We start from the raw sequence: 21,686 nt of genomic DNA, 5'->3' as shown, positions 1-21,686 counted from the left end.
CGTCTCGACGACCGCTCTTACTGCGGCCGAACGGCCGGACGCATTCCGGCTTCCTGATTCTCGATCCCCATTTCCGACTGCCCCAGAAGGTCGTCGCCGACATCGTCGTCGCGCAGCGTGTCGAGATGCATCAGCCGCTTCACCAGCGGCGATACCACGACCACGGCGGCACCGATGCCCATCGCGACGAGGCCGATCGTCCAGTAGACGTGCAACGCGGCCTCGCGGGTGATCTCGCCGCCCTCGCCCTCGCCCATGATCGAGCCGATCAGACCGGCGACGAAGTTGCCGCCCGCCGTACCGAAGAACCAGGCGGCCATGATCAGGCTCGCCATGTGCAGCGGCGAAAGGCGGTTCATCGCGGACAGCCCCACCGGGGACAGGCAAAGCTCGCCGGTGGTCTGGAACAGGTAGAGTAGGAAGATGAACACGACCGGGACGAGCGCGTCCGGCCCGGCGGCGTTCGCGCCCCAGACCAGGACCACGAAGGCGAAGCCGAGCTGAACGATGCCAAGCCCCATCTTCGCGGGCGTGGAAGGCTCCAGCCCCCGGCTCGCCAGCAGCGGCCAGAGCAGGCCGAAGATTGGGCCCAGCAGGATGATGTAGATGGGATTGATCGACTGGAACAGCGAGGCCGGCACGCCCTGCCGATCGACGAAGCGGTCGGTGAAGAGGTTGATCGACCCGCCCGCCTGTTCGAACAGGCCCCAGAAAACGGGCTGCAGCAGGATCAGGAAGACAGCGGCGAAGATCCGGTCGCGCGCGTCCGGCTCGAGCTTCAGCGCTTCCTTGACGACATAGACGATGAGCGCAGCCCCCGCGAGGAGCATCAGCCAGCCCACGATGCTCTGGAGCTGGATCAGGACCCAGATCACCGCGACGCCGCCGACGCCCAGCAGATAGAGCAGCCATTCCAGCTTGATTCCGGCGACCGGTGCCGCGAGACGCGCGGGGTCCGGCGCCTCGCCGCGCCCCAGCAGGAGGGGCTTGCCCACGACGAACACGATCAGGCCCAGCAGCATGCCGATGCCGGCCGCGCCGAAGCCATAGGCCCAGCCCAGCGTCTCGCCGAGGTAGCCGGCGATGATGGTGCCGATCGCCGCGCCGACGTTGATGCCGATGTAGAAGATCGTATAGGCGCTGTCGCGGCGCGTGTCGGTCCGCCGGTAGAGTTGCCCGACGATCACCGAAATGTTGGCTTTCAGAAAGCCGGCGCCGACGATGATGAAGCTGAGCGCCAGCCAGAACACGTTGAGCGTCGGATCGTTCTGGTAGCCCGAACCGTCGCCCTCGAAGGCCATGCACAAGTGGCCGATGGTCAGCAGCACCGCGCCGAACATCACCGCCTTGCGCTGGCCGAGAAAGCGGTCCGCAAGCCAGCCGCCGAGCACCGGAGTGATATAGACGAGCGCGGTATAGGACCCGTAGATCAGATTGGCGCTGCCGTCGCTGTAGAGCCAGTGCTTGACCAGGTAGAGCGTCAGCAGGGCGCGCATCCCGTAATAGGAGAAGCGCTCCCACATCTCGGCGAAGAACAGGATGTACAGGCCCTTGGGGTGGCCCGCGAATTCCGGCTTGCTGCGGGTGACGGCGTAGCCGCCGATCGCCAGAAAGACCAGCAAGGCGGCGACCCCGACCGCCGCGATCCAGTCACCCTCGTTCCAACTGGCAATGTCTTTCATGCGACCTCGAGTGTCCCGACCTTGTCCGCAAGGCCTGAAAGCGGCTAACGGTAGCGCGCAAATCTTGGTTGTAAAAGGGTTTCGCCCGAGCGCCGAAGGGATTGCGCCGATTGCTTGGAGATGGCAACTTCGCAACGTTTGCGAAGGGCAAAGGTGCTGATAGTTGCGGCACCGGGCAGGGGGTAACATCGCATGATCCGCTCAGAACTCATTCAGGCGCTCGCCAGGGAAAACCCGGAATTGCGCGGCGAGGACGTCGAACGCGCGGTCGATGCGTTCTTCGAGGAAATCGCCCAGCGCCTCACCGACGGCGGACGTGTCGAGCTGCGCGGCTTCGGCGCCTTCTCGACCCGCCATCGCGACAGCCGCAAGGGCCGCAATCCGCGCACCGGCGAGACCGTGGACGTCCCCGAGAAGCGCGTGCCCTATTTCAAGCCCGGCAAGGAAATGCGCCAGCGGCTCAACGTCGACTGACGCCGGCCGGGGATGCCGCGAAGCGTCTCGACCTGTCGGCTTTCGCGGCATCGCGTGCGCGTTGCACTGCGGAAGATCGCGGGCTAGACGCCAGAACCTTTAGAAATTCCGGGCCTCGCGGACGTGGCGGAATGGTAGACGCAGCGGACTTAAAATCCGCTTGGGGTTCCCAGTGCGGGTTCGAGTCCCGCCGTCCGCACCATCGTACAAGACAGGACCGGCATCGCCGACAAGGCCCGGCAAGGGCTGGTCTTGCCCTGGCCCGATGCTGTCGGGATTTCTGACAAATCGGCGCGTCGATCTCATCGAAAATATACGCATTAACACTTAAGTTTTGCGATTTTAGCCGCCTGATACCCGCGAAATCGACAGGTTCAGCAAAAAGGCCGTCGGGCCGGTTTACGATTCGGCAAGACTCGTCGGATAGCGTGCCGATTGAATTCCTAGGGTCGCGCCTGTGAATTCGGATACTCTCGCCAACAAGGGGGGTCACGAGACAGTGAAGGAATTTTCCGAAAATACGAATGCCGCGGATGAGACGCACGAGACGGTATCCGGCGAGGAGCAGCGCGGGGCACCGCGCTTCGCTCTCTTGCTGCGCACCGCCAAGCTGGTTTCGCCGCACGGCGAATTCCTGTGCATCGTGCGCGACGTCTCCGAAGGCGGCGTGAAGCTGCGGCTGTTCCACGGTCTGCCCGCCGGCAGCGAACGCTATCACCTCGAACTCGCCAGCGGCGACCAGTTCGCGGTGGACCTCGTCTGGATCGAAGGCGACGAAGCGGGCTTCCAGTTCGCCGATACGGTCGATGTGGACACGTTCGTCGCCGAGGCGAGTCCGTTTCCCAAGCGTCCGATCCGGCTGCGTGTCGAGGCCGAAGCGTTCATCTCGATCGGGGGCCGCCAGATCACCGCCAGGCTGCGCGATCTTTCGCGCCAGGGCGCGCGGATCGAATCGAGCGAGAAGCTGGCGCTGGGCCAGACGATCCACGTCGTGGGGCCGCACCTGCCGCAACTCCAGGCGACGGTGTGCTGGCGCCGCAGTCCGGAGTACGGACTGGTCTTCACCAACATCCTGCAGATGGGCGAACTCGCCCAGCGCGTCGCGGCGATCCAGACCGGCAGCCATCCCGACGACCGCGCGGTCGCCTGACGGGACTGGCCGCCCGGCGGATCAGGCCGGGCGGAAGGTCATCGCATCGCCGTTCATGCAATAGCGCTTGCCCGTGGGGCGCGGGCCGTCGTCGAAGACGTGGCCCAGGTGCCCGCCGCACTTGGCGCAATGCACTTCGGTGCGCGGATAGCCGAGCTTGAAGTCGCGCGAGGTGCCGATCGCGCCCGGCAGCGGCTTCCAGAAGCTCGGCCAGCCGGTGCCGCTGTCGTACTTCGTCGCCGAGGAGAACAGCGGATGGCCGTCGGCGGCGCAATGGAACGTCCCCTTGCGCTTTTCGGCGTTGAGCGGCGAGCTGTAGGGCCGCTCGGTCCCTTCTTCGCGCAGGATGCGGTATTGCGCCGGCGTGAGCCGTTTGCGCCACTCGGCATCGCTGTAGCTGACCGGATAGGCCTTCGCCTCGGCATCCCCCGAGCCGCAGGCGGCTATCGCCGGCAGCGCGGCGCCAAGGCCCATCCAGGCGATGAAGCGGCGTCTGTCGATCGTTCCGGATTGCGCCATGACCAAGCTCCTCTGCTTCGACGCAAGCTAGCAGGCCATGCCTGAACGCGCGATTGCGGCGCTCAGGCGCGCGCGGCGCTGCTGCCGCCGAACAGCCGGCGGCGCTTCTTCACCGGCGCCGGGCCCGACTTCATCACCCGCTTGCGGAAGAGCCGCGCGCCCATGCGCACGAAGATCACCACGCACAGGACCTGCCAGCCGAGCGCCAGCAGGTGCGGCAGCAGCGCCGGGTCCTGCGCCGCGCGGGCCAGCATCGCGAAGGGCGAGCTGAAGGGTATGAGGATCGCGATCCATTCGATCGCGCTGCCCGGCTGGGTCATAGCGAAGCTGGCGAGGAAGAAGTTGATGAGCTGGAGCATCGTCACAGGCATCGAGAGCGTCTGCACCTCGCGCACGGTCGAGGCCATCGAGCCGATCGCGAGGAACAGCGAGCCGAGCAGCAGATAGGCCATCGCGAAATAGATCACGCCGAGCACGAACAGCATCGGCCAGCCGACCGCCGGCGCGGGAAGCGACGGCAGCGCCGATCCGGCCGACGCCACGATCGCGCCGACGACCGAGCCCCAGACCGCGATGCCGACAAACGAGACGCCGAGCATGGCGAACAGCTTGCCGAAGAACACCGCGTCCATCGGGATCGCGGCGGCGAGGATCTCGATGATCTTGTTGCCCTTTTCCTCGACGAGGTTCGACAGGACCATGCCCGCGAGCAGCATCGTCAGCAGGAACAGCAGCGTTTGTGCACCCTGCGCGGTCTTGAGCCGGGCCGAACGGTTCGCGCCCTGATCGGTGGCGAGGCGAGTCATCGCGACGGGGGGATAGGCGCTCGGCCCGCTTCCCTGCGCCTGTGCGGCAATCAGCGAGACCGGCCCGCGCCAGGCGTCTAGCCAGCGCTGCGGCCCGGTCAGCCTTGGATGTTCCGGCGTACCCGAGAGGATCGCGCTGACGCCCGCCTCGGCGAAGCGCGCTTTCGGATCGTAAGGCTCATCCGGCGCGAGTCGGGCGACCACGCGCAGCTCGGGCAGCCGCACGCCCGCCACATCGCTCAGCGTCGCGCGGGCCTCGGCGATCCGCTCGACGTCCGCGACGCGCATCGCCACGCCGAGGCGCGGGCTGTCGGCGCTTGCCTGAACGCGCTGGCCGACGCCGCCGGCAAAGCCCGCGACGACGATCGGGAACAGCGGGCCGAGCAGGAAGAACAGGAAGCTGCGGCTGAACAGGATCGCCACGAAATCGCGCCGCGCGACGACCAGCGCGGCGGCGAAGGTGGAGAGCCGGCCGGGGTCGGTGCGCGGCTTCATTGCTTCTGCTCCACCGGACTGTCCTGCGCGAGCGCGCGCGCCGCCGCCTCGCCCGCGATCGCCACGAAGGCGTCGTGCAGCCCGGCGCGCTCGATCGAGAGCGAGAGGATGCCCGCCTCGCCTTCGATCAGCGCGCGCAGCAGCGGCTCGATGCCGCCTTCGGGCAGCGAGAAATACCAGATGTCGCCCTCGCGCCGCGCGTCGCAGGGCAATGCCGCGCGCCAGGCGCCTTCGTGGCGGCGCGTCTCGAGCCGGACTTGCGCGGGAATGCGGTCGCGCGCGACGTCGACCGGCCCCGCGAAGGGCACCTTGCCGCCGGCGATGATCGCCACTTCGTCGCACAGGCGCTCGGCATGAGCGATGACGTGGGTCGAAAAGATCACGGTGGTCCCGTCCTCGGCGAGGCCGCGCATCATCCGCTCGAGCCGGCCCTGGTTGAGCGCGTCGAGCCCCGAGAAGGGTTCGTCGAAGATGACCAGGCGCGGGCGGTGGACGAGCGTGCCCAGGATCTGGACCTGCTGCGCCATGCCCTTGGAAAGCTGGCGGATCTGCCGGTCGGCGGCATAGCCGAGGCCATGCTCCTCGAGCAGTTCGTAGGCGCGGCGGCGGCCTTCCTTGCGCGGCAGCCCGCGCAGCGCGCCGACGAAGGCGATGGCATCGACCGCCTTCATCGAGGGATAGAGCCCGCGCTCCTCGGGCAGGTAGCCGATGCGCGTGGCGACGTCGTGCGGGCGGTCGGCGCCGAGAATCCGGCGCAGGCCTTCGTCGGGATCGATGATGCCCAGCAGCATGCGCAACGTGGTGGTCTTGCCCGCGCCGTTGGGGCCGAGAATTCCGTAGACAGCGCCTTCGGGCACGAGCAGGTCGATGCCGTCGACCGCGGCGAAGCCGTCGAAGCGCTTGACCAGGCCGCGCGCCTCGATCGCGAGCGGCGGGCCGGAGCGTTCGCCGGACGGCGGCGCGCCTTCATTGCTCGCCACTGTCCATTCTCCTACATCGATCTTCATCAGCCGCCCCTGGGACCTGCCATAGCAAGCCGAGCATCCGCAAGTTTGGTTAAATCAGCGCTAAGCCACGAATTTTTCGACGAGATCGAACGCGAGGCGAGGAGGCTGGGCTTCTGCGCCTTCGGCGTCGCGCCCGCCGCGCCCGAGCCGCGCCGGGGCGAGCGGCTCGACCAGTGGCTCGCGGCGGGCATGCACGGCTCGATGGAATGGATGGCCGCGCGCGCGCACCAGCGCCGCTCGCCGCAGGACCTGTGGAGCGAAGCGCGCTCGGTCATCGTGCTCGGCATGAGCTATGCGCCCGCCGCCGATCCGCTGGCGCTCGCGGCGCACGGCGAGATCGCGCGCATCTCGGCCTATGCGCAAGGCGCGGACTATCACGACACCGTGAAGAAGGCGCTCAAGGCGCTCGCCCGCTGGCTGATCGCCGAGGCCGAGCGGCGCCATGGCGAGCGCGTGGAGATCAAGGTCTTCACCGATACCGCTCCGGTCATGGAAAAGCCCCTGGCGCAGGCGGCCGGGCTGGGCTGGCAGGGCAAGCACACCAATCTCGTCAGCCGCGAGCACGGCTCGTGGCTGTTCCTCGGCGAGATCTACACGACGCTCGATCCGCCGCCCGCGCGCGAGGGGCGCGACCGCTGCGGATCGTGCCGCGCCTGCCAGGACGCCTGCCCGACCGATGCGTTTCCCGCGCCCTACCGGCTCGATGCGCGGCGCTGCATCAGCTATCTCACGATCGAGCACAAGGCCGCGGTTCCCGAGGATCTGCGCCCGGCGCTCGGCAACCGCATCTACGGCTGCGACGATTGCCTCGCTGTGTGTCCCTGGAACAAGTTCGCCGAAACCGCGCACACCATGCGCGCGTTCCTGCCGCGCGCGGAACTGACGGCGCCGCCGCTCGACGCGCTGCTCGCGCTCGACGACGCGGGCTTTCGCAAGCTCTTCGCGGGCTCGCCGATCAAGCGGATCGGGCGCAACCGCTTCGTGCGCAATTGCCTCTACGCCGCCGGCAACAGCGGCAATGCGGCGCTGCTTGGCGCGATCGAGCCGCTGCGCGCCGACCCGGACCCGGTCGTCGCCGAAGCGGCCGACTGGGCCTCGGCTCGGCTCAGAGCAGTTCCTTGAGCGGCTTGTCCTTGTCGGCGAGCTGCTTGAGATCGGGCGTGCTGCGCGCCTCGACCAGCTTGCGGCCCTGGACGTAATCCTTGACCATGTTGACGCAGTCGAGCGCGACAACCCGGCCCTCGCGCAGGTACACGACGCTGAAGGCGCGGTCTTCCGGGCTGCCGCGAATGACGGTCTTGTCGTAGCCGGCGTTGATCCCGGCGGTCTGGAGCCTGAGGTCGAACTGGTTCGACCAGAACCACGGAAAAGCGTGGTACCTGGCTTCCTCTCCGCAGATCTGCTTGGCGACGCAGGTGGCCATGTCGTTGGCGTTCTGCACCGATTCGACGCGCATCACCGTACCGCCCGCATAGTCGCAGGCGAACGCGGCGCAGTCGCCGATCGCGAAGACATCGGGCAGCGAGGTCATGCAGAACTCGTCGACGTCGACGCCGTTGGCGCCCGCCGCGCCCGCGAGGATCAGCGGGCCCACCGCGGGAACGATGCCGATCCCGACGATCACCGCCTCGCAGGGCAGCTCCTCGCCGTCGGCCAGCTTGACCGCCGAGACCTTGCCGTCCTTGCCGACGATGCAATCGACCGCGACGCCGGTGCGCAAGTCGACGCCGTGATCGCGGTGCTCCTTCTCGTAGAAGGCCGAAAGCTCCTCGCCCGCGACCCGCGCGAGCACGCGCTCGAGCGCTTCGAGCAGGATCACGTTGCAGCCGAGCTTGGTCAGCACCGCGGCCGCCTCGAGCCCGATGTAGCCGCCGCCGATCACGACGACGTTGCGCGTGCCTTCGTCGATCTCGGACATCAGCGTGTCGCAGTCCTGCCGGGTGCGCACGGTGTGCACGCCCGCGAGATCGGCGCCCGTGCACGAAAGCCGGCGCGGATCGCCGCCCGCCGCCCAGACGAGCTTGCCGTAGCCGAGCGTGCGGTCGTCGGAGAGCGTGACCTCGCGCGCGGCGGGATCGACCTTGCTCACCTCGACGCCGAGTTCGAAATGGACGTCCTTTTCGGCCCAGAAGGTCGGCGGACGGATATAGAGCCGGTCGAAGGTCTTCTCGCGCGCGAAATATTCCTTCGACAGCGGCGGGCGCTCATAGGGATATTCCGGTTCGCGGCCAATGACCGTGATCGTACCTTCGAACCCGTTCTGCCGCAGGGCAATGGCGCATTGCGCGCCCGCGTGCCCTGCCCCGACAATGACGACGTCTGCCTTATCCATATCCCGTCCGTTGTTGTTGCCGTTCCCCAAGTCGCGACAGGCCACCCTTGCAGGCTAGGTCGGCCACATGCCGCACGATCTGATCTGGATCAACTCGCCCCTTAGTGGCGTTGACCCTCAGCGCAAAGCCTCCATCGTCAGCACGAGCGAGCGCCGCCAGGCCTCGGGATCGAAGGTCGAGCCCGAAACGATGAGTTCGTCCGCTCCGGTGCGCTGCGCGAATTCCTCGATACCGGCGCGCACCGTCGCCGGGGCGCCGATCGCGCTGACCGCGCGCATCTGCTCGAGCAGCGCCAGCGAGGCGCGGTCGAGCGTATCGCGGTAACCCCGGATCGGCGGCTGGAGCTTGCCCGGGCTGCCGCCGCGCAGCGCGACGAAGCCCTGCTCGTTGCTCGAGGCGAGATAGCGCGCCTCCTCGTCGGTCTCGGCGCACAGCACGTTGATCCCCGCCATGAAGCGCGGCTTGTCGAGCGCGGCCGAGGGCTCGAACCGCTCGCGATAGACCTGCGCCGCCTGATCGAGCTGCGCGGGCGCGAAATGCGAGGCGAAGGCATAGGGCAGGCCGAGCATCGCCGCGAGCTGCGCGCCGAACAGGCTCGATCCCAGAATCCACATCTCGACGTTCGCGCCGCTCGCCTGCGGCGAATCGAACGTGACGCGCTGGTCGCCCTCGAACCGCGCTCGCAATTCGACGACGTCCTGCGGAAAGTGGTCGGCCGCATTGCGGATGTCCTTGCGCAGCGCCTGGGCGAGCCGCCCGTCCGCGCCCGGCGCGCGGCCCAGCCCGAGATCGACCCGGTCGGGGAACAGCGCCGCGAGCGTGCCGAACTGCTCGGCGATCACGTAGGGCGTGTGATTGGGCAGCATGATCCCGCCCGCGCCGATGCGGATGGTCGAGGTCGCGTGGCCGAGATGCGCGAGCACCACCGAGGTCGCGCCGCCGGCGATGCCGGCCATGCCGTGGTGCTCGGCCACCCAGTATCGCCCGTAGCCCGCCTCCTCCGCCGCCCTGGCGGTGCGCGCCGCTTCGGCGAGCCCTTCGGCAACGGTGCCGCCTTCGCGCACGGGGATGAGATCGAGAACGTTCAGGGGGATCATGGCTGGGGTCCTTGTACCGGATCGAGCTGCGCGAGATAGCCTCTCGCGGTCTCGGCCGCAGGGCTCTGCGGCGCGGTCGCGACGACCGAACGCCAGCTCTTGCGCGCCGCATCGTCATGGCCGGAGAGCACCGCGATGACCCCCGCCTCAAGGCCGATCTGCGGGTCTTCGGGCGCGAGCCGCGCGGCCTGCTCGATTTGCCGCTGCGCCTCGTCGAGCCGGTTCTCGCGGCGCGCGAGCGTGGCCGAGAGCAGCCAGGCTTCGGCATCGCCGGGCGCCGACATGCGCGCCTGTTCGAGCGCCTTGCCCGCATCCTCCGTGCGGCCGAGCGCGACGAGCGCGCGGGCGCGGCTCACCGCGATCGTTCCCGCCAGCGCCTTGTCGCCGCCCGCCACGGCATCGCCTTGCGCGGCATCGAGCATCGCCAGCGCGCTGTCTGGCTTGCCCGCCGCGAGCGCGGCGTTGCCCGCCATCGCGCCGAGCCGCGCGCGACTGCCGTACTGGCCGGTTGTGGTCGCGTTGCGCGCGTCGAGGAAGGCCTTCTGCGCCTCGTCGAAGCGTTCCAGATCGAGCAGCGCCATGCCCAGGCACAGGCCGGCGCGAGCGCGTTCGTCGCCGATCGCCTCGGCAAGCGCATCGCGCGCCACTTCGGCGCCGCGCTTCGGATCGGCCTCGACCTCGGCGATGCAACCGCCGCGATTGGGCCCGGGCACGGTGCCGGGCATGGCGGCGGACGGCGCCTGCTGCTGCTGGCGGGCGCGGCGCTCGCGCACTTCGGGCGGCGTTTCGAGCGGGCTGGTCCCCACCGCCGGCGCGGCGCCGACTTGCGCGAGAAGGACGAGGAACAGCGGGGACATGGGCAACTCCGAAAGACGGTCAGCCGAGGCCGGGAAAGCGCTCGAGCGTATTGAGCAGCAGCGCGATGTCGCCCTCGCGCGAAAGGCGATGGTCGCCGTCCTTGATCAGCGTCACCTGCACGTCGGGTGAACCGAGCGCCTCGGCGAGTTGCAGCGATACCGTCCAGGGCACGTCGGGGTCGCGCTGTCCGTGGAGCAGCCGCACCGGGCAGGCGAGCGCGATCCCGCCGCCGAGCAGGCGGTGAGCCTCGCCGTCCGCCCAGAAGCCGGGATGCGTCGGCGTCGGCTCGGGGCCGTAGGGGTTGTCCTTCAGCACGGTCTCGCCCGCGGCGAGCCTGGCCTTGTCCTCGTCCGGCGTCCCCCAGTCGGTGAAGTCGGGCGCGGGGGCGATGCCGATCAGGCCCGCGCGGCGATCGGCGGGCAGGGCCAGCGCGGCCAGCAGCATCAGCCAGCCGCCCATCGACGAGCCGATCAGCAGCACCGGCCCCGGGCACCGCGCCTCGATCAGCGCGAGCACCTCGTCGCGCCAGCGCGAGAGCGTGCCGTCGGCGAAGTCGCCCGAACTCTCGCCGCAGCCCGAATAGTCGAGCAACAGGCAGGCCCGCCCCGCTTCGCGGGCCCAGTCGAGAACGGCGGTCGCCTTGCCGCCCGCCATGTCCGACATGTAGCCGGGCAGGAAGACGATCGCGGGACCGTTGCCGGAGTGGAAGCGATGGGCGATGCGGCGCCCGTCGGGCATTTCGTGGAAGCGGGTGTCGCTCATGCCCCCTTAGTGGCGACGGCCCGCCGCGTCGGCAAGGGCGCGAACCGGGAACGATCGTCGCCGGTTTTCGGTTGGACCAGCATGACCTCGAAACGCAAGAAAGCCGACGCGCTCATCGAAAAGCATGGCGAAACCTACGCCGCGGAGATCGGAATCCGGCTGGAGCGCGACGAGCCGATGCCGCTGTTCCAGTGGCTCGTCGCCTGCCTGCTGTTCAGTGCGCGCATCGGCGCCGCGCAGGCGGTGGAGGCGGCAAAAGCGCTCAACGAGGCGGGCCTCACCACGGTCGATCATATGTGCGACGCCGCGTGGCAGGAGCGCGTCGATGTGCTCAACGCGAACGGCTACGCGCGTTTCGACGAGAGCACCTCGACCAAGCTCGCGAAGACGGCCGCCTTGCTGAAAGAGCGCTACGGCGGCGACTTGCGCGAGCTGCGCAAGGCCGCGAACGGTGATCGCGACCGTATCCTCGACCTGCTGGAGGAGTTCAACGGCATCGGTCCGCTCGGCGCGCAGATCTTCGCGCGCGAGGCACAGACCGTGTGGGACGAACTGGCGCCCTTCGCCGACCAAAAGGCGCTCGCCGTCGCAAAGCGGATGGAGCTTGGCGGCGATGCCGCCGAACTCGCCGATCTCGTCGGGCAGGACCGATTGCCCGCACTGCTCTCCGCGCTCGTCCGCTCCGAGCTCTCGTAGGCTCGCCGCCGGGGCTTCGTCAGTCGCGCAGGAAGATCGCCTCGATCGGCATTTCGAACACGTCGGCGATGCGGAAGGCGAGCGGCAGCGAGGGGTCGTACTTGCCGGTCTCGATCGCGTTGACGCTCTGCCGGCTGACTCCGATGCGGCCCGCCAGGTCCTGCTGGCTCCAGCCGCGCTCGGCGCGCAGCACCTTGAGCCGGTTGTTCATCGGCCCCTTGCCGCGATCCCGCACTGACCCAGGCCCATGCCGACGCCGAAGACCGGCACGACCCACCAGGCCCAGACGTGCGGAACGACGCCGAAGGTCTCGAGAAAGCCCCAGAACGAACCGAGCGTCAGCACGAATCCCAGCCCGATGACCGAGGACAGCAGCGTGCGGTAGCGCAGGTATTCGTCGGTTTCGTCGAGCAGGTAGCGGGCCATGGCGCGGATCATCGCCAGCGTCGGCGCCGCCGGCAGCAGCGCGAGCAACGCCAGCCCCGGCGTGTCCAGCCGGACCCGTTCGTAGACCAGCGTCGCCATACCGAGGCCGACGACATAGCCGAGCGAGGCGGCGAGCATGCGCTTGTTGTAAGCCTGCAGCGCGTCGCTCGAATCGCCCGCGCGGCGGGCGGCGGACGTGGCCGCGCGGTAGGCTTGCGGCATGCAGACCCCCGCGACCACCGCCATCGCCACGAAGCCGGTGGTCGCATCGATCGCGTCGAAGATCCGCGCCGCGCCGATCAGCACCATCGAGACGCAGAACAGCCCGCCCCAGAACGCGGGTCCGCGCGCGCTCCGGCCCGATGCCGTCACCGCGAACCGTCCCGGCCCGCACCCTCGCGACGCGCCGCTGCCGTGGTCGTGACGGCCAGCACGGGCAAAGCCAGCAACAGCACCCGCCCCGCCTCCGCCGCGATCAGCCCGAACCGCACGCCGGCGGCGAAAAGCACGAGAACGAACGCCCAGATCAGCGCCCCTCGCAAGGTCGTCATGGTCAAGCTCCCTTGATTCAATGTCAAGTATAGTTGACATAGACGGATCGTTTGTCAAGCGCCATTGACACACCTTCCCCACCCGAACCCTCTGCTCAATTGCGGCGTGACAGCGCGGACGGGAGGCCCTACATGAGCCGGCATGGCGACGCTTCGCATCACGACGACCTCGACGACTACCACCGGGCTCGCCCGGGGACGGTCGGTCGCGCGCTGAGCGGGCCTGCCGTCGCCCGGGGTTCCGGGCAGGACGGCGCCTCCTTCCCGGAACCGAGCAGACCCCACGGCGCCGAGCCTTCCGGTGCGCGCGCTCCTGTGCCATGGCGCGCTTGCCGGTATCGGGCCCGTGCCGGGCCGCAACGAGAAGAGACGAGCGAACGACGATGTCCGAGATGTTCAAGATCAGCCTGCCCGACGGTTCCGTGCGCGAGATGCCGGAAGGCTCGACCCCGGCCGACGTCGCCGCCGCGATCGGGCCGGGTCTCGCCAAGGCCGCGCTCGCGGCGAAAGTCGACTATGGCGAGGGGGGCGAGCTGGTCGACCTGACGCGGCCCTTCGCGGGCGACGCCGCGCTCGCGCTCGTCACCGGGCGCGACGAGGCCGAGGCGCTGGAACTGGCGCGCCACGACTATGCCCACGTGCTCGCCGAGGCGGTGCAGGCGCTGTGGCCGGGCACGCAGATCACCTTCGGTCCGGCGACCGAGGACGGCTTCTACTACGACGTCATGGCCCCCGCCTCGCGCGAGCCGTTCGGCATGGACGACCTGCCCGCGATCGAGGAAAAGATGCGCGAGATCATCAAGGCCGACAAGCCGCTGGTTCGCGAGGTCTGGTCGCGCCAGCAGCTCATCGACCGCTGGAAGGCGCAGGGCGAGACCTTCAAGGCCGAATGGGCCGCAGAACTGCCCGAAGGCGAGGACCTCACCGTCTACTGGTCGGGCGAGCCCGATCCCGAGAACGGCTGGCTCGACATGTGCCGGGGGCCGCACCTGCCTTCGACCGGCAAGCTCGATCCGCAGGCGTTCAAGCTGATGCGCGTCGCGGGCGCCTACTGGCGCGGCGACCAGAACAACGCGCAGCTCACGCGCATCTACGGCACCGGCTGGCTCAACAAGAAGCAATTGAACGAGCACCTCACCCGGCTCGAGGAAGCCGCCAAGCGCGATCATCGCAAGCTGGGGCAGGAGATGGACTTGTTCCACCTCCAGGCCGAGGCGCACGGCTCGGTGTTCTGGCATCCCAAGGGCTATATCATCTGGCGCGAGCTGGAAGCCTACATGCGCCGCGCGATCGACGGCGCGGGCTACCGCGAGGTCAAGACCCCGCAAGTGATGGACGCGCGCCAGTGGGAGCAGTCGGGCCACTGGGGCAAGTATCGCGAGAACATGTTCGTCATCCCCGACGAGGTCCCCAACACCGAGGACGAAGGGCCGATCATCTCGGGCGAGGCCGACTGGATGGCCCTGAAGCCGATGAACTGCCCCGCGCACGTGCTCATTTTCCGCCAGGGCATCAAGTCGTACCGCGACTTGCCGCTGCGGATCTACGAGAACGGCTGCTGCCACCGCAACGAGCCGCACGGCGCGCTGCACGGACTGATGCGCGTGCGCCAGTTCACGCAGGACGACGCGCATATCTTCTGCCGCGAGGACCAGATCGTCGACGAAGTGCAGGCGTTCTGCGAGCTGGCCGACCGCGTCTACAAGGATTTCGGCTTCCGGTACGCGATCAAGCTGGCGCTTCGCCCGGAAAACCGCTTCGGCACCGACGCGCAGTGGGACCAGGCCGAGCAGGAACTGCGTGACGCGGTGGAACGCGCGGGCCTCGCGACCGAGGAGTACGGCTGGGAGGAACTGCCCGGCGAAGGCGCGTTCTACGCCCCCAAGCTCGAATGGCACCTGACCGACGCGATCGGGCGGACCTGGCAGGTCGGCACGATCCAGTCGGACCGGGTGCTGCCCGACCGGCTCGACGCCAGCTACATCGGCGAGGACGGCGAGAAGCACCGCCCGGTCATGCTGCACCGCGCGATCTTCGGCTCGTACGAGCGCTTCGTCGGCATCCTGATCGAGCACTTCGCGGGCCGGCTGCCGGTCTGGCTCGCGCCGGTGCAGGCGGTGGTGGCGACGATCGTCTCGGACGCCGACGGCTATGCCGGAGAGGCGCTGGCGCGGCTCAAGGCGGCGGGCATCCGCGCCGAGACCGACCTGCGCAACGAGAAGATCAACTACAAGGTACGCGAACACTCGCTCAAGAAGGTCCCGCACCTGCTGGTGGTCGGCAAGCGCGAGGCGGAGGAAGGCACCGTCGCTGTCCGTACGCTTGGCGAGCAGCAGCAGAAGGTGGTCGGGCTCGACGAGGCGATCGCGATGCTCAGGGCCGAGGCGACGCCGCCGGACCTGCGCGCGTGATACAGCGCGAGCGCCTCGACACGGCGCAGGTGCCCGGGGGCGCGACGCTCGAGCTCTATCGCCACGATCGCGACCACATGATCGTGATCGGCAACAACGAGCTGATGTCGACGCGCAAGTGGGGCTCGGAAGAGGCGCTCGCGGCGATGAGCCTCGAGCGCATCAAGGGGGTGAAGCGGCCGCACCTGCTGATCGGCGGCTACGGCATGGGCTTCACCCTGCGCGCGGCGCTCAGGGTCCTGCCCGAGGACGCGTGCGTCACCGTGGTCGAACTCGTCCCCAAGATCATCGAATGGGCGCGCGGACCGATGGCCGATCTCGCCGGCGGTTGCCTCGAAGATCCGCGAGTCGAGCTGGTGATGGCCGATGTCGCGGTGTTCATCGCGGGCGCGGAGCGGGAATACGACGCGATCCTGCTCGACGTCGACAACGGTCCGGACGGGCTCGTCCGCGCCGACAACGACGGACTCTATACGCCCTCGGGGCTGCGCGAGGCGAAACGCGCGCTGACCCCCGGCGGCGTGCTGGCGATCTGGTCGGCGGCTCCCGATCCGGCTTTCAGTCGCCGCCTGACGAAATGCGGCTTCGCCGTCGACGAGGTGCGCGTCGCCTCGCGCTCGAACGGCAAGGGCCCGAAGCACGTGATCTGGTTCGCGGCCAAGCGCTGAGCGCCGGGCGCACCGGGCTTACAGAAGGGGGCTTACAGAAGGAGGGCGAGGTCCGCCAGGATCAGCGCTAAGGCGCAAGTGCACACGATCGCCCGCCGCAGGAAATCCTCCTGCGCGCGAAGATCGCGCGGCCGGGTGTGAGCAAGGGCGACGACTCGAGCCATGCCGCGCAGCATGCGCCGCCACCGTTGCGATTCGGTTAATCACCGCTCCGGCCGGGCCGCGAGGGCATCTGCTGGCTGGCGCAATGGAACGAGCCGCCGCCCGCGAGCACGGCATCGGCGCGCAGTCCGATGGTCTCGCGATCGGGAAACAGCCCGGCGATCGCGGCGACGCCATCCGCGTCATGCGGCGTGCCGTAGGTCGGAACGACCACCAGATGCGTGGTCACAGCGAAATTCATGTAGCTCGCAGGCTCGATCCGCCCCCCTGTCTCGACGCGCCCCGGTGAGGGCACCTCGCGCACCGTGATCCCGGCCGCGCGCGCGCGCGCCGAAGCATCGGCGTAGATCGCCGCGTTGGGATCGTCGGCCCCGGTCGCCCTCGGCAGCGCGAGCGTGCCGGGCGCGACGAAGCGCGCAAGGTTGTCGACGTGCCCGTCGGTGTGGTCGTTGATCAGGCCGTCGCCCAGCCAGAGCACGCGCGCGAAGCCGAGGTCGCGCATCAGCCGCGCCTCGATCTCGCCGCGCGACAGTTCGGGATTGCGGTTCGGGTTGAGCAGGCACTGCTCGGTCGTCACGACGAGACCGGCGCCGTCGTTGTCGATCGCCCCGCCCTCGAGAATCCAGTCGCTCGTCGCGCAGGAAAGCCCCGCGCTCGCCGCGAGTTCGGCGCCGATCTCCTGGTCGCCGTCCATCAGGTACTTGCCGCCCCAGCCGTTGAAGCCGAAGCGCTGCGCATGGCGCGCGCCATCGTCGTCCAAGAGCACGAGCGGCCCGGTATCGCGCAGCCAGACGTCGCCGTAGCGACGCTCCTCGATCACGACCTTGGCGCTCGCCAGCGACCGGGCGCGCGCGGCATTGGCCGCATCGCGCACGATCAGCCGGGCTTCCTGCCCGCTCTCGGCGACGGCGCTGGCGAACGCCGCGATCTGGACCTGCGCGGCTTCGAGAAAGCCCGGCCATTCGACCGGATCGTGCGGAAAGCCGATCCAGATCCAGTCCTGCGGCGCCCATTCGGGCGGGAAGTGCGGCACGCTTGGGCCGTTCTCAGCAGCCTTCGGGCGAGGCGGCGCAAGCCTTGTCGCGGATCGCGCGGAACTCGTCGCCCTCGCGCCAGTTCGGCCAGACATCGCTGTCGGCAAGACCGCGACCCAGCTTGTAGAACAGCGTCACGTCCTGAACGATCCCAGACCAGTCCCAGGCGTCCGAATATTCGTCGCTCGGCGCGTGGTAGTGGTTGTCGGTGTATTCCTTGCCAGCGGCTTCGCCCGCCGCGGTGCCGCCCTCGACCCAGTCGCTGCCGCGCCCGACATCGAACATCGGCACGCCGCGCTTGGCGAAGCTGAAGTGATCCGAGCGGTAGTAGTAGCCCCGCTCGGGATGCTCCTCGGGCGTGAGCGCGAAGCCGCCCTCGTCGAGCGCGGCCTTGAGAATGTCGGTAAGGTCGGACTTGTCACCGCCGGTCGAGGCATAGTTGCGCGTGCGTCCGCCCGGCGGCAGCGCGTCGAGATTGACCCCGCCGACTGTGTGATCGAGCGGGAAGACCGGGTTCTGCGCGTAGAACTCCGAGCCGAGCAGCCCCGATTCCTCGAGCGTGACCGCCAGGAACACCTGGCTGCGCGCGACCGGCCCGGCGGTGCTGTTGGCCTTGGCGATCGCGGCGAGCGCGGCGATGCCGGTGGCATTATCGACCGCGCCGTTGCAGATGTCGTCGCCGGTCGCGTCGGCGGTGCAGCGGCCGAGGTGGTCCCAGTGCCCCGAATAGAGCACGTATTCGTCGGGCCGCGAGGCGCCGGGCAGGACGCCGACGACATTGTTCGAGACCGACTTGCGGATCGCGTTGTCGAAGCCGAAGCTCGCTTTGAGCCCCTTGAGCGGCACCGGCTTGAAGCCCTTGCGCTTGGCGGCGGCGGTCAGCGCCTCGAGATCCTGCCCGGCGGCGGCGAGGATTTTCGCGGCGACGTCCTTCTGTATCCAGCCGTTGGCGGCGGTCTGGTCCGCGCCGTCGTTGGGCGTCTGGACGTAGTACTGCGCGCCGGTCCAGCTCGAGTTAACGACGTTCCAGCCGTAGGCGGCGGGGAAGGTGTCATGCACGATCAGCGCCGCCGTCGCGCCTTGCCGGGCGGCTTCCTCGAACTTGTAGGTCCAGCGGCCGTAGTAGGTCATGCGCCGGCCCTTGAAGAGGCCGTCCTCGGTCTCGTCGGCGTAGTCGGGGTCGTTGACGAGGATGACCGCGGTCTTCCCCTTCATGTCGAGCCCGGCATAGTCGTTCCAGCCCAGCTCGGGCGCGTTGATCCCGTAGCCGACGAAGACCAGCGGGCTGTCCTTGACCGTCGCCCTGGGGGTTACGCGATAGCTCGCCGCGACATACTCGTCGCCGAACGAGAACGATAGCGGTTGGCTCCCGCCGGTGACCGAGAGCGGCGTCTGGTTGCTGCCCGCGATTTCGACCGTCGGCACTTCCTGCAGCCACGAGCCCTTGTTGCCCGGCTCGAGCCCGGCTTCCTTGAACTTGGCGATGATGTAGTCGAGCACTCTGGGCTCGGTCGCGGTGCTGGGCGCGCGGCCTTCGAAGTCGTCGGCGGAAAGACGCTCGACCATCTGCTTCATCATTGCCACATCGATCTGGGGTGCCGTTGCGGCGGGCGCGGACGCCATGTCGGACGACGGCGTCGCCGCACATCCTGCGAGCGCCATTGCGGCGAGGGCTGCTGCGGTGAATCTCATGGGGTTGCGACCTCGTGCTAGGTAACTGGTGCCAGGCGGCGCAGCCTAGGCGGCGGCACCGAAGCGCACAAGGGCACGGCCGCGAACGGCTGGCGAGGCGGCCCCACTTGCCTCGCGGGACCGACGGCGGCAGGGGAGGACCATGACGGAGAGGCACCAAGCCGACTGGACCGGGGCGATCGCCCGCGCCCGCGCCCACGCGCCCTATCTCGCCGGGCTGCTCGACCGGCATCCCGCGCTGGTCGAACGGCTCGAAGCGGGCGAGGGGGACGCCGCGCTGGCGCTCGCCCATGCCGCCGGCGCGCAGGCACCCGATGTCGCCTCGGCGCTGCGCCGGAGAAAGCAGGCCCTGGCCCTCGCTCTGGCGATCGGCGACCTCGCCGGGGCCTTTCCGCTGCTGCGCGTCACCGGCGAATTGTCCGACTTCGCCGACGAGGCGCTCGATGCGGCGATCGGCGAGGCGATCCGCCGCCGCGTACCCGCCCACGACGCCGAGCGCGAGCCCGCCGGATTCTTCGCGCTGGCGCTCGGCAAGCACGGCGCGCGCGAGCTGAACTACAGCTCGGACATCGACCCGATCCTGCTTTACGATCCCGCCACGCTGCCGCGCCGCGAGCGCGACGATCCGGGCGAGGCCGCGCAGCGGGTCGCGCGCTCGCTGGTCGAGATCCTCGGCACGGTGAACAGCGAGGGCTACGTCTTTCGCGTCGACCTCAGGCTGCGCCCGGCCTCCGAAGTGAGCCCGCTGGCCATTTCGGTCGACGCGGCGCTGACCCATTACGAATCCTCGGCGCTCGCCTGGGAGCGCGCCGCCTTCATCCGTGCGCGCGCGGCGGCCGGAGACATCGCCGGAGGCGAGGCCTTCCTCGCCGCGATCCGGCCCTTCGTGTGGCGCAAGAGCCTCGATTTCGGCGCGATCGCCGAAGTCGGGCGGCTGACCGCGCAGATCCGCGCCAACGCCAAGGGCGGGCCACTCGTCGGCCCCGGATTCGATCTCAAGAAGGGCCGGGGCGGCATTCGCGAGATCGAGTTCTACGCGCAGACCCACCAGCTCATCCACGGCGGCCGCGATCCCTCGCTGCGGCTGCGCGGCACCCGCGCGACGCTCGACGCGCTGGCGGCGGCGGACCTCATCGGCGCCGACGAGGCGCGGCTGCTGGGCGAGAGCTACGACCGCCTGCGCCAAGTCGAACACCGCCTGCAGATGGTCCTCGATCAGCAGACCCACGCCCTGCCCCAGACCGCCGAAGCGCTCGATGGCGTCGCCCGGCTCGACGGTTTGTCCGATGGCGCCGCGCTGATCGCCGAACTGCGCGAGATCACCGAAGCAGTGGGCGAGCGCTACGATGCGCTGCTCGCGGCGAGCGCGCCCGCGAACAAGCCCGCCGCGCCCTCCCCGGCGCGCTTGTCCGAACAGCTCGAGGCATTGGGCTTCGCCGATCCCGAAGCGCTGGGCGAGCGCATCGCCTCGTGGGAGAGCGGCCGCATGCGCGCGCTGCGCTCGGACGCGGCACGCGCCGCGTTCGACGCGATTCGCGGTGACCTGCTCGCCGCGATCGCCGCCGCGCCCGAACCCGAGCGGGCCCTGGCGCGCTGGGAGCAGTTGCTCAACAACCTGCCGAGCGCGATCAACCTGTTCCGCCTGCTCGAGGCGCGCCCGGGCCTGCTCGATCAGCTCGCGCGGATTCTTTCGCTGGCGCCGCCGCTCGCCGACGCCCTCGCGCGCCGCGCGGACCTGCTCGATCCGCTGATCGACGCGACCGCCTTCGAACTGCCGGGCGATGTCGACGCGCTCGCCGCCGGTTTCGCGCGGTTCGAGGCGGGCGACGACTACGAGATCAAGCTCGACCGGGTGCGCCGCGAAGTGGGCGAGGAACGCTTCGCACTCGGTGTGCAACTGATCGACGGCGCCAACGATCCGATCGCGGTGGGCGAAGGCCTGGCGCGCATCGCCGAAGCCGCGACGCGGGTGCTCACCGACGCGGCGGTGGCCGAATTTCGCGAGACCCACGGCGCGATCACGGACAGCGAGCTGGTGGTGCTCGGACTGGGCCGGATGGGCGGGGGCGTGCTCACCCATGCCTCCGACCTCGATCTGGTGTTCCTCTTCACCGGCGGGACAGACCGCGAATCAGACGGCGCGCGCCCGCTCGGGGCGACGATGTACTACAACCGGCTCAGCCAGCGGGTGATCGCCGCGCTGTCGGTGCCGACCGCCGAGGGCGCGCTCTACGAGATCGACACGCGGCTGCGGCCCTCGGGCAACCAGGGCCCGCCCGCCGCCAGCTTCGACAGCTTCGCGCGCTACCAGTGCGAGCAGGCCTGGACCTGGGAACACATGGCGCTGTGCCGGGCGCGGCCGATCTACGGCTCTCCCGCCGCGCGCGCGGCGCTGGACGCGATCGTGCGCGAAGTGCTCACCATGCCGCGGGATCCGGCGCGCTTGCGCAAGGACGTGCTCGAGATGCGCGCGACCATGGCCGAGCACAAGCCGGGCAAGGGGCCGCTCGACGTCAAGCTGTCGCGCGGCGGGCTGGTCGACCTCGAATTCCTCGTCCACTTCGTCCAGCTTCGCGACCGGGCCGGACTTCGCCCTGACTTGCGCGGCGCGATCGGTGACCTCGCCGCGCGCGGTACGCTGCCTGCCTCGCTCCTCGCCGCGCACGACGAGCTGACGCGGTTCCTCGTCGCGGCGCGGCTGCTCGCGCCCGACGCGCTCGAACCGCTGCCCGGTCCCCGCGCGGCGCTTGCCAAGGCCTGCGGATGCGGCGATTGGGACGAGCTTCTGGCGAGGCTGGCCGAGGCGCGCGCGACGATCGCGGGCGTATGGGCCGGCCTGTTCGATCAGCAACTGGAGGTCTGA

Annotated in this window: 20 protein-coding genes and 1 tRNA gene; 8 read left to right on the top strand and 13 right to left on the bottom strand. The window is 69.3% G+C overall.

Annotation, left to right across the window (positions count from 1 at the left end; all coding sequences use genetic code 11):
* Positions 1 to 17: 17 nt before the first annotated feature.
* A complete protein-coding gene (locus B2G71_RS12305; RefSeq protein WP_098106114.1) occupies positions 18 to 1,682 on the bottom strand; it encodes a peptide MFS transporter in 1,665 nt (554 codons plus the stop codon).
* A 192-nt stretch (positions 1,683 to 1,874) separates the two neighbouring features.
* Here B2G71_RS12305 and B2G71_RS12300 point away from each other — a divergent pair, with 192 nt between their 5' ends.
* From B2G71_RS12300 to B2G71_RS12290, 3 genes are all read left to right on the top strand, one after another.
* Positions 1,875 to 2,156, top strand: coding sequence for an integration host factor subunit beta (locus B2G71_RS12300; protein WP_098106111.1), 282 nt, complete (start codon positions 1,875 to 1,877; stop codon positions 2,154 to 2,156).
* Between the two features lie 117 nt (positions 2,157 to 2,273).
* Positions 2,274 to 2,358: transfer RNA gene (locus tag B2G71_RS12295), tRNA-Leu, on the top strand.
* A 255-nt stretch (positions 2,359 to 2,613) separates the two neighbouring features.
* Entirely contained in the window at positions 2,614 to 3,306 is a 693-nt protein-coding gene (locus B2G71_RS12290; RefSeq protein ID WP_240530136.1) for a PilZ domain-containing protein, read from the top strand.
* A gap of 21 nt (positions 3,307 to 3,327) precedes the next feature.
* Here B2G71_RS12290 and msrB read toward each other — a convergent pair whose 3' ends face one another.
* The 3 genes from msrB to B2G71_RS12275 all read right to left on the bottom strand — a co-directional run bounded on the left by msrB (position 3,328) and on the right by B2G71_RS12275 (position 6,133).
* The gene (gene msrB, locus B2G71_RS12285; protein WP_098106108.1) at positions 3,328 to 3,825 is read right to left on the bottom strand and encodes a peptide-methionine (R)-S-oxide reductase MsrB; all 498 of its coding nucleotides are present in this window, start codon (positions 3,823 to 3,825) and stop codon (positions 3,328 to 3,330) included.
* A 62-nt stretch (positions 3,826 to 3,887) separates the two neighbouring features.
* The gene (locus tag B2G71_RS12280) at positions 3,888 to 5,126 is read right to left on the bottom strand and encodes an ABC transporter permease (protein ID WP_098106105.1); all 1,239 of its coding nucleotides are present in this window, start codon (positions 5,124 to 5,126) and stop codon (positions 3,888 to 3,890) included.
* Entirely contained in the window at positions 5,123 to 6,133 is a 1,011-nt protein-coding gene (locus B2G71_RS12275; RefSeq protein ID WP_098106101.1) for an ATP-binding cassette domain-containing protein, read from the bottom strand. The genes B2G71_RS12280 and B2G71_RS12275 overlap by 4 nt, the downstream gene beginning before the upstream one ends.
* A gap of 45 nt (positions 6,134 to 6,178) precedes the next feature.
* Here B2G71_RS12275 and queG point away from each other — a divergent pair, with 45 nt between their 5' ends.
* Positions 6,179 to 7,255 (top strand): tRNA epoxyqueuosine(34) reductase QueG, encoded by a 1,077-nt coding sequence (gene queG / locus B2G71_RS12270; protein WP_240530135.1) that lies wholly within the window; start codon positions 6,179 to 6,181, stop codon positions 7,253 to 7,255.
* Here queG and B2G71_RS12265 read toward each other — a convergent pair.
* The 4 genes from B2G71_RS12265 to B2G71_RS12250 form a co-directional block, all read right to left on the bottom strand.
* Complete coding sequence (locus B2G71_RS12265) at positions 7,239 to 8,465, bottom strand: FAD-dependent oxidoreductase (protein WP_098106098.1); 1,227 nt, start codon at positions 8,463 to 8,465, stop codon at positions 7,239 to 7,241. The genes queG and B2G71_RS12265 overlap by 17 nt on opposite strands.
* 117 nt (positions 8,466 to 8,582) lie before the next feature.
* Complete coding sequence (locus B2G71_RS12260) at positions 8,583 to 9,563, bottom strand: LLM class flavin-dependent oxidoreductase (RefSeq protein WP_098106096.1); 981 nt, start codon at positions 9,561 to 9,563, stop codon at positions 8,583 to 8,585.
* Complete coding sequence (locus B2G71_RS12255) at positions 9,560 to 10,420, bottom strand: tetratricopeptide repeat protein (RefSeq protein WP_098106092.1); 861 nt, start codon at positions 10,418 to 10,420, stop codon at positions 9,560 to 9,562. The genes B2G71_RS12260 and B2G71_RS12255 overlap by 4 nt, the downstream gene beginning before the upstream one ends.
* Before the next feature lie 19 nt (positions 10,421 to 10,439).
* The gene (locus tag B2G71_RS12250) at positions 10,440 to 11,183 is read right to left on the bottom strand and encodes an alpha/beta hydrolase (protein WP_098106090.1); all 744 of its coding nucleotides are present in this window, start codon (positions 11,181 to 11,183) and stop codon (positions 10,440 to 10,442) included.
* 81 nt (positions 11,184 to 11,264) lie between these two features.
* Between B2G71_RS12250 and B2G71_RS12245 the strand changes: the two genes are divergently transcribed.
* Entirely contained in the window at positions 11,265 to 11,879 is a 615-nt protein-coding gene (locus B2G71_RS12245) for an endonuclease (RefSeq protein ID WP_098106391.1), read from the top strand.
* A gap of 19 nt (positions 11,880 to 11,898) precedes the next feature.
* Here B2G71_RS12245 and B2G71_RS12240 read toward each other — a convergent pair whose 3' ends face one another.
* Genes B2G71_RS12240 through B2G71_RS12230 form a run of 3 tightly spaced genes read right to left on the bottom strand, consistent with a single transcriptional unit; the run spans position 11,899 to position 12,856 of the window.
* On the bottom strand, positions 11,899 to 12,090 hold the full coding sequence (locus B2G71_RS12240; RefSeq protein ID WP_098106088.1) for a helix-turn-helix transcriptional regulator: 192 nt from the start codon (positions 12,088 to 12,090) through the stop codon (positions 11,899 to 11,901).
* Entirely contained in the window at positions 12,087 to 12,677 is a 591-nt protein-coding gene (locus B2G71_RS12235) for a hypothetical protein (protein WP_098106086.1), read from the bottom strand. Before B2G71_RS12235 ends, B2G71_RS12240 begins: the two co-directional genes overlap by 4 nt.
* On the bottom strand, positions 12,674 to 12,856 hold the full coding sequence (locus tag B2G71_RS12230) for a hypothetical protein (RefSeq protein WP_098106083.1): 183 nt from the start codon (positions 12,854 to 12,856) through the stop codon (positions 12,674 to 12,676). The genes B2G71_RS12235 and B2G71_RS12230 overlap by 4 nt, the downstream gene beginning before the upstream one ends.
* 383 nt (positions 12,857 to 13,239) lie before the next feature.
* Between B2G71_RS12230 and thrS the strand changes: the two genes are divergently transcribed.
* Positions 13,240 to 15,267: a threonine--tRNA ligase gene (thrS, locus tag B2G71_RS12225; protein WP_098106081.1), complete on the top strand. Its 2,028-nt coding sequence runs from the start codon at positions 13,240 to 13,242 to the stop codon at positions 15,265 to 15,267.
* Complete coding sequence (locus tag B2G71_RS12220; protein WP_098106079.1) at positions 15,264 to 15,935, top strand: spermidine synthase; 672 nt, start codon at positions 15,264 to 15,266, stop codon at positions 15,933 to 15,935. Before thrS ends, B2G71_RS12220 begins: the two co-directional genes overlap by 4 nt.
* 199 nt (positions 15,936 to 16,134) lie before the next feature.
* Here B2G71_RS12220 and B2G71_RS12215 read toward each other — a convergent pair whose 3' ends face one another.
* On the bottom strand, positions 16,135 to 17,130 hold the full coding sequence (locus B2G71_RS12215; protein ID WP_240530134.1) for an agmatine deiminase family protein: 996 nt from the start codon (positions 17,128 to 17,130) through the stop codon (positions 16,135 to 16,137).
* Positions 17,131 to 17,143: 13 nt separating this feature from the next.
* The gene (locus tag B2G71_RS12210) at positions 17,144 to 18,823 is read right to left on the bottom strand and encodes a M28 family metallopeptidase (protein WP_098106075.1); all 1,680 of its coding nucleotides are present in this window, start codon (positions 18,821 to 18,823) and stop codon (positions 17,144 to 17,146) included.
* 142 nt (positions 18,824 to 18,965) lie between these two features.
* Between B2G71_RS12210 and B2G71_RS12205 the strand changes: the two genes are divergently transcribed.
* Positions 18,966 to 21,686 carry a bifunctional [glutamine synthetase] adenylyltransferase/[glutamine synthetase]-adenylyl-L-tyrosine phosphorylase gene (locus B2G71_RS12205; RefSeq protein ID WP_098106072.1) on the top strand — a complete coding sequence of 907 codons (2,721 nt, stop codon included), beginning with the start codon at positions 18,966 to 18,968 and terminating at the stop codon, positions 21,684 to 21,686.

Origin of the sequence: Novosphingobium sp. PC22D, assembly GCF_002556635.1 — a bacterium.
Lineage (GTDB): Bacteria > Pseudomonadota > Alphaproteobacteria > Sphingomonadales > Sphingomonadaceae > Novosphingobium.
The sequence above is the reverse complement of the archived record's forward strand: the minus strand, read 5'-3'. Positions and strand labels throughout refer to the sequence as shown.